Source organism: Shewanella marina JCM 15074 (genome assembly GCF_000614975.1).
GTDB lineage: Bacteria > Pseudomonadota > Gammaproteobacteria > Enterobacterales > Shewanellaceae > Shewanella > Shewanella marina.
The window spans coordinates 153,609-160,262 of sequence record NZ_BALM01000007.1 but is presented as its reverse complement, the minus strand read 5'-3'; the positions used below and the strand labels follow the sequence as shown (position 1 = coordinate 160,262).

Annotated in this window: 10 protein-coding genes; 1 reads left to right on the top strand and 9 read right to left on the bottom strand. The window is 35.8% G+C overall.

Annotated elements, in window-relative coordinates; genetic code table 11:
* Positions 1-121 precede the first annotated feature (121 nt).
* Positions 122-1,027, top strand: coding sequence for a hypothetical protein (locus tag JCM15074_RS07830; protein WP_025820700.1), 906 nt, complete (start codon positions 122-124; stop codon positions 1,025-1,027).
* A gap of 146 nt (positions 1,028-1,173) precedes the next feature.
* Here the strand turns inward: JCM15074_RS07830 and JCM15074_RS07825 are convergent, their stop codons facing one another.
* The 9 genes from JCM15074_RS07825 to JCM15074_RS07785 all read right to left on the bottom strand — a co-directional run bounded on the left by JCM15074_RS07825 (position 1,174) and on the right by JCM15074_RS07785 (position 6,507).
* The gene (locus tag JCM15074_RS07825; RefSeq protein ID WP_025820699.1) at positions 1,174-1,686 is read right to left on the bottom strand and encodes a hypothetical protein; all 513 of its coding nucleotides are present in this window, start codon (positions 1,684-1,686) and stop codon (positions 1,174-1,176) included.
* Between the two features lie 348 nt (positions 1,687-2,034).
* Entirely contained in the window at positions 2,035-2,286 is a 252-nt protein-coding gene (locus JCM15074_RS07820; RefSeq protein ID WP_025820698.1) for a type II toxin-antitoxin system Phd/YefM family antitoxin, read from the bottom strand.
* A gap of 136 nt (positions 2,287-2,422) precedes the next feature.
* Complete coding sequence (locus tag JCM15074_RS07815) at positions 2,423-2,776, bottom strand: YkgJ family cysteine cluster protein (RefSeq protein WP_025820697.1); 354 nt, start codon at positions 2,774-2,776, stop codon at positions 2,423-2,425.
* Positions 2,777-2,957: 181 nt separating this feature from the next.
* A complete protein-coding gene (locus JCM15074_RS07810; protein WP_025820696.1) occupies positions 2,958-3,194 on the bottom strand; it encodes a hypothetical protein in 237 nt (78 codons plus the stop codon).
* A gap of 30 nt (positions 3,195-3,224) precedes the next feature.
* Positions 3,225-3,854 carry a hypothetical protein gene (locus JCM15074_RS07805; protein WP_025820695.1) on the bottom strand — a complete coding sequence of 210 codons (630 nt, stop codon included), beginning with the start codon at positions 3,852-3,854 and terminating at the stop codon, positions 3,225-3,227.
* 121 nt (positions 3,855-3,975) lie between these two features.
* Positions 3,976-4,326, bottom strand: coding sequence for a hypothetical protein (locus JCM15074_RS07800; RefSeq protein WP_148300754.1), 351 nt, complete (start codon positions 4,324-4,326; stop codon positions 3,976-3,978).
* Positions 4,327-4,431: 105 nt separating this feature from the next.
* Positions 4,432-4,899, bottom strand: coding sequence for a hypothetical protein (locus JCM15074_RS07795; RefSeq protein WP_148300753.1), 468 nt, complete (start codon positions 4,897-4,899; stop codon positions 4,432-4,434).
* Between the two features lie 588 nt (positions 4,900-5,487).
* A complete protein-coding gene (locus tag JCM15074_RS07790) occupies positions 5,488-5,877 on the bottom strand; it encodes a hypothetical protein (RefSeq protein ID WP_148300752.1) in 390 nt (129 codons plus the stop codon).
* A gap of 84 nt (positions 5,878-5,961) precedes the next feature.
* A complete protein-coding gene (locus JCM15074_RS07785) occupies positions 5,962-6,507 on the bottom strand; it encodes a DUF4823 domain-containing protein (protein WP_025820691.1) in 546 nt (181 codons plus the stop codon).
* Positions 6,508-6,654: the final 147 nt, after the last annotated feature.

Here is a 6,654-nt window from a genome sequence, read left to right as displayed (position 1 = left end):
AAAATAAATAACTAATAACGTTAGATGTGTTAATTAAAATAAAACGTCACGATTATATTAGCTATAGAAAAACATAATAAACCCTATATTTAAAACTCGTATATATTAAAAAGGATTTACTATGAAATATATTTTACTTATATCTACAATTATCACTTCGAGTTTTATATCAAATAATGCAAATGCGTATTTACAAAAGGTACTAGAGTGTAATAACTGCTCTACGTATAAAGTAGAATCAACAGTTAGATCTCAACCTCCATTAGCAAACTATTACGTAATTGACTTAATAAAAAATAAACTATACCTATACAGATGGGAAATGGATATGGAGACTAGACGTTATGAACTTAGTAGATTGCCATTACCTAGTAATGTAAACTCAGATTTCAATGACTATGTGCATTGGAAAACTCAAGCAAACAACATTGTCAATAACAACCCTAACTTTTTAAGCTCTGTAATAAATCAAGAACCAAAACCAAGTTCAATATCTAATAAAAATAAAATAAAAGAAATTTTCTCATCAGGTCAATGTAACTCTGACGATGACCATGTAAGTGCATATGATTTCATACAGTCAAGTCAAATGAGAAATAATGTTTTTAATCGAATGAATGCATACTATCCTGCGATTCAAAATGCTATTAATAAATGGAATCAATTAGCTGAAAATATATCAATTAATTCAAGAAATATGAGCCTAAGTGGAACTTTATTTGCAATTCCTCAAACCATTAACTTTCAAGATGGTAGCAGACTAAAAGTTACTGTATCTCCAAGTATAAATACATTTAATGTTGTTAAAGGCTCTGCGTTTGACTGCTCAAATAATCAAATCCCTGCAGACAAGTCAGGTTTTATTGGTAACTTTTCATTTGAAGGAAGTCATGAACTAAACAAATTTGCGAATTTTGGTAGTTCTTATGGCGTTATTTTTGAAAATAGAGGATGTAATATGTCTTTTATAATGACACGATGTGTTGTAACACCTTCTGGCGGCTATGTCTGCACCGCTGTATGCTAAAATAATCTAAAATTGACTAACATTAGATAGGCAATAAATTAATTTTCACATTGCCTATCTCATTTACGAAATTAAGTATAATAAATGACAACCAATAAGCTAATAAGCTGATGATAATTATTTTCTTGTAGGGTTATAAATATTAATTAAATACAGTCATCAGGAATATCCCTATAACTAAATCCCATTTTTTTTAATAAAACGTATAGATCAGGACTATTTTCATCAGCATGTTTTGCTACTTTGTTAATGGTAATACTACTTGTCCAATACTTAATCCCATCAGCCTCAACGAGAAAAAGAAAATCTCCATGGTTAAATGGATTGATTAATTTTGTATTATACTTCAGCACTGGACCAACGAGCCGTAAATTATGTATCATTATATCATGTAAGTTATATTTATTAATAAAGTCTGATGAAAGAATGATATTACTCGGATACATTGCTAATGAAAAATTGGCTCCCTCCTTCTCCGCTACCTCTACCGCCCCATCACCTAATTCATATAATGAAAAAACGTTAATCCTAACAGGTGTATCTAATTTAAACGACATTATAGGTGCACATTCACTAAAATACTCAAATTTTGAACAACCATTTATTTGACTTAACGACAGCATAATTATCATAATTCTTAATCTTGAATTTCCAAACATTATCAACCCTATATACTCTCATTGACGATATGTATCATAACACCTCGATAAAATGCTCATCAAAACTCTAAGTTACCTTAATAATATTATTAAGGTAAAAGTAAAAGCTATAGCCTATATCTAATAGATATATAAGATATTAGCTACACTTTAAATATCACCCCATAGATGGAGGGCTATTAGCGGGTATTTGGATGGGAACTTTGCTTTCTCGAAAACCTCAAGCTCAACTCAACCTTAGCATCTTCAATTTGCAGAAGCTGCTTTTGCTTCTGTTGAGACTGACGCCACAATTATGGGTAGTAATATAATTAAGAAAGGTATCATCGGTCCAAGCTAGCATTCGACTCATTCTAGCAAATCTATTTCGGTAGCTTGTCCTGCATTGTATTGAGCGATTGATTTATGTAAATGAGCAGCATTCGCAGGTGAACGAGATAAATGTATCGTTTCCATTAAGCTATTGTAATAATCCATAGACATTACAACCGCGTCTTCAGAACCTCGACGAGTGATAACTGTGCAGTCTGCGTCATTAACCACGCCATCAAGAACAGATTTAAGACTATTTCTGGCTTCAGTAAAAGAAACTATACGCATAATTACCTCTTGATTGAGTTGTACCTAATATTGAACAGGTTTAACTCATAAAAAATGTTCAACATACCGTACAAGTAATAAAGAGCAGTTAATGCATTCGTCATGACTTTGTGCACGCTGCTGGAGATTGAGCCTGCTACACCAAAACCTGTCGAGTTGTTCTGATGTACTTATGCACCAAACGTTCAACCTTTAAGTCAACCATCTCAACTGGGCGACAATTATTTGGACATGGCATACGAGGGGTTGTACCAAAAAGACGACAAATTAATGGTCGCTCCTCATAAACCTCGCAACCATTAGGACCTAAATGTACGCAGTTGTACTCATCTAATGCAGCTTCATGCTCTGCGTCAGATTTTACCGGTAGTCGCGACATTTCTGCCGAAGATGTTGTTACAGGTCCACAACAGTCATGACACCCCTGAACACATTCAAACACTGGAATACGCTCGCGAAGATACTCGATAATTTCACTATTATTACTCATTAATATCTTATCTCTATGCAATACATGAGCATTATAGAACAATAGATAATCAGCTAGAAGTAGAGTGAAGAGATTAATTAACCGTGAGTCATAACGCCCTAATAATGGGCAAAATATTGTTGGCTAAAATTGTTGAGAAACGAAACACAGCCAACTGTTACGTGTCATTGTTAATTTTTTGTTAGCTATCATTGCCTGACTCAGGAGATGTTCTCTCAAGTATTGGAACACCAATATAGTACAAAACAGATAAATAATTAAGTATAGGAATAGCACCAACTAAAATTGCTAATTTATAATTTCTATTTTTGCTTCTAGCAAGAAGAAAGCATAGAGTTCCAAGTGCAATTGCTTGGATACCAAAAGCAAACAACATAGGACTAAGCTCCCCAGTGCGCATCATTTCAAATATATTCATATAACCTCCGTTGTTTAGCTAACGCCAAACTCAGCCGCCGTTTTCGGCGGTCGGCTGGAGTGACTTGTTATGCTCATACTTATTTGGCATAAGAAAAACAACGCCATTTTCTGTCATACGCAACTCACCATTCAAATAGCCTTCTCTTGATGAGGGTCTTCCGTCTTTTAAGCGTTTTATTTCTATTTCCGAAATAGTCATTGTTGAGTTTTGCTTGTGGAACCCTACATTGTCATGAACAAGGTTACTGGCAAAATCGACAGGTATAGTTGTTTTATATGGCACTCTTTTAATTGTAGGTATATCACCTTCAGTGCTTACTATAAATGCTTCATTTTTAGTAACCCAGGCTTGAAAACTATTAGGCCGATCTTTTCCGCTGTCTTCGTCAAATATTGCAATTGATAACATGCCGCCGTTCATGGGTATTTTTCTTTCGTATTCGGCCCCCTTATGTAATTTGTATTCCCTTTTTTTAGTTGTATCCTTTGCCAATGGCACCACCGATTCAATTTTTGAACCTGACATATCAGGTTCTTTATTGCTGGTATTTTCAATTACCATCGGGATTACATAAGACAACCCTATTGCCCAAATTGCTACGAATGCGATTGCAAAGCCAGAGCCAAAAACCAAACCATTTAAAAATTTCTTAAACATAGCAACATTCCATTTTTAAAGCATAACTCAGCTCTAATAAGTGAGCCATGTGCTGGCGGGCGATTTGCTCAGCAAATGGCGTGACAGCCTTAGTGAATCTTAATTCAGAGGCTTGTTAAGTTTATTTACACAAACTTACAGTCTTACGTATTTCGTCTGTTTTTTCTTTAAACTCAAATACAGACTCTTCATGATCAAAAACAAAATACTCGTCCATAAGATACGGAAAACCTTCGGATTTTTTGACCTGTAACTCATAGCGACTTGTTGCATGTTCAACATAAGGTGAAAAATTACGATATTTTAACTTGGCACAATTTTCGCTATACTCTTCCAACAACCTAGAAGCTATCAGTATTTCTCTTTGATAATCATTGATTTCCTCCTTAAGTTCAGCCCTAGCTGACTGATAACTAGCTACGCCATAACCCAAGAGAAAAGTAATAAATATTGCTAACAATTTAGATGGCAACGGATTCATATCCTTTGAAACTTAACACCTACAGTTGGCGCATTTTGGTTGTTGCGAAGCGACGACAAAAATGTCGCTCAAGTTGTACTTGTTAGATATTTCACACTAAATACATATTTTACTTATATTACACAGAGACTTAATAATTTTTTCTGCTCTATTTTCTTTCCATCCACCAGTAATATCTTGGGTTATATCTACTCTTACATAAATTTGAAATCTGTCGTCCAGCTCCCGGTAGTAAATCCCAGAAACAGAGTTCCACTCATTCATTCTCATGCCACGCGAACCACGTATACTTCGGGTTTCGAAATTCTCATAAATATTCTTAAACCCTTGCTTTTGGTTTGCTTGTTTTAAAAAATCATATAATTTCTCTTCTTCTATTTTACTTGTGTATGTAATGTATTCAGACATCCCTTTTAAATTCCAGATGGGCAAATTTGGATCTAAATCTCTAGAAGCCAGAGTATTAAAATCTACTTGATCAGCAGATATTGGCAAATTGGATATGCTAGCGGTCGTGGCACATCCTACAAGAAATAGAACAACTAAAATTACTACTGACTTCATATATACCATGATGATTCCTTTTTGTGGGTAAGTAGGTTATCTAGCAGTATATTAGGCTGAATTCCGAATAAGAACAGACAGCCAAGTTAATTCCACACTGAAAATATCCACAATAAAAACTTTATTTTCAATGTCTTATTGAAAATTTCAATACCATTTCACTAACGTCCTCTGATAGTGAAAGTCAGAATTTGCATATTTGTGACGTGGTGCGATTTAACGACTAGATATAAATGCTTTTAAACAAACACTTAGTCGCTACATCATCAAAATAGAAGACTGGCATATTAAATCAATCTAATAATGGTACTAATTTTAACATTTGAATAACACGGCTAATCTCTAATACTCTTGTAGGAAATAACTGGCAGGGTTGAAAATATCAACCCATAGATGGAGGGGTATTAGCGGGTATTTGGATGGGAACTTTGCTTTCTCGAAAACCTCAAGCTCAACTCAACCTTGGCATCTTCAATTTGCTGAAGCTGCTTTTGCTTCTGTTAGAGATTAACGCCGCAATTATGAGTGATACGGGCTTGTTCAACACTCGGGATAAGGACGCGGCTACGCGCGGCCTATCCTTATTCGTTATAAGGCTACATTTTTACGCACATAGTTCCATGCAGAGATAGAACAAACAAGACCTAATCCACCATAAATACTTAAAAAGGCTACTGACTCAAAGCTGAAATCTGTGCCTGAAGAACCAAAAATAGCTACAGGTGTAAAAAAACCTAAAACAAAGCCAGCTATTAAATAAATGACAAAGCTTAGCCAGTTTGACCAAGAATAAAACTGCCACAAGCGAATTAATGGATATGCCAATACTAAGCAAATCACAAACGCTACTGGGAACGCAATAAGGCCAAAAATAGTTGCCGCACCACCATACGATGGCAAGCTAACAATTATTAAAAGTAATGCACCTACAAAAGCCGATTGAATGCTAGATGCGATGATGTGCTTCCACATAATCAAGCCTTATAACGCCCGCAACAGTGGCCGCAGCGAACGAAGTGAGTTAACTGCTTGCGCTGGTTATGTGTCTTAACACTAAAACGCCTAGCCACTTATTTTTCCGGCTAAAAGATCTTGAACGGTCTCCTTAAACTTGGAGTCCAATAATTCATAAGGTGCAGCATTTCCCCATTCAAAAAAAAAGCTCGCAGCCATATTTGAATCGGCGGAGTAAACAAAGCTACTTACTTCACCGGGGTGATCCAGGCTCTGTAGAGAAACTTTTACCTTAATTTGATCAGGCATTCCTGTCCAACCGCTTGCTCTGTTTTCGTATAGTAGAATTTCTGGATCAACCATATATTTGGCGTTTCTGATCCTGCAATCCGATACAAAGTCGTCATTTCGAGGTAGCACATCGACTAGATAGCTTTCTTCTGCGATAGCTTTTTCGATTTTCTGCCCAACACGCATTCCACTATCTCTATAGCTCTTCCCCTCAAAGGAACCATCGGCTGGAGTGACTAGACAAACTCTTGCCTTCGGCGGGACTACTATTGATCCTGTCTGCTCAGATAATTGACTGTCTGCAACACTCGCGCAGCCATTTAGAAAGATGGTGACTGCTGCAAAGAGCACTAATTTACTCATATTTAAACTCCCCATTTAGACGGTTAGATTCGGCTGACACATAACGGCATATTAGGATGAATTCTGAATATGAACAGACAGCTAAGTTAATTTCACACTAAAAATATCCACAATAAAAACCTTCTTTTCAATGCCTTATTGAAAATT

What these genes read in the sequence shown, in the direction of transcription:
- JCM15074_RS07785 (WP_025820691.1), bottom strand. Translation starts at nt 6,507, where the DNA reads ATGAGTAAATTAGTGCTCTTTGCAGCAGTCACCATCTTTCTAAATGGC.
- JCM15074_RS07825 (WP_025820699.1), bottom strand. Translation starts at nt 1,686, where the DNA reads ATGTTTGGAAATTCAAGATTAAGAATTATGATAATTATGCTGTCGTTA.
- JCM15074_RS07805 (WP_025820695.1), bottom strand. Translation starts at nt 3,854, where the DNA reads ATGTTTAAGAAATTTTTAAATGGTTTGGTTTTTGGCTCTGGCTTTGCA.
- JCM15074_RS07810 (WP_025820696.1), bottom strand. Translation starts at nt 3,194, where the DNA reads ATGAATATATTTGAAATGATGCGCACTGGGGAGCTTAGTCCTATGTTG.
- JCM15074_RS07830 (WP_025820700.1), top strand. Translation starts at nt 122, where the DNA reads ATGAAATATATTTTACTTATATCTACAATTATCACTTCGAGTTTTATA.
- JCM15074_RS07795 (WP_148300753.1), bottom strand. Translation starts at nt 4,899, where the DNA reads ATGAAGTCAGTAGTAATTTTAGTTGTTCTATTTCTTGTAGGATGTGCC.
- JCM15074_RS07815 (WP_025820697.1), bottom strand. Translation starts at nt 2,776, where the DNA reads ATGAGTAATAATAGTGAAATTATCGAGTATCTTCGCGAGCGTATTCCA.
- JCM15074_RS07820 (WP_025820698.1), bottom strand. Translation starts at nt 2,286, where the DNA reads ATGCGTATAGTTTCTTTTACTGAAGCCAGAAATAGTCTTAAATCTGTT.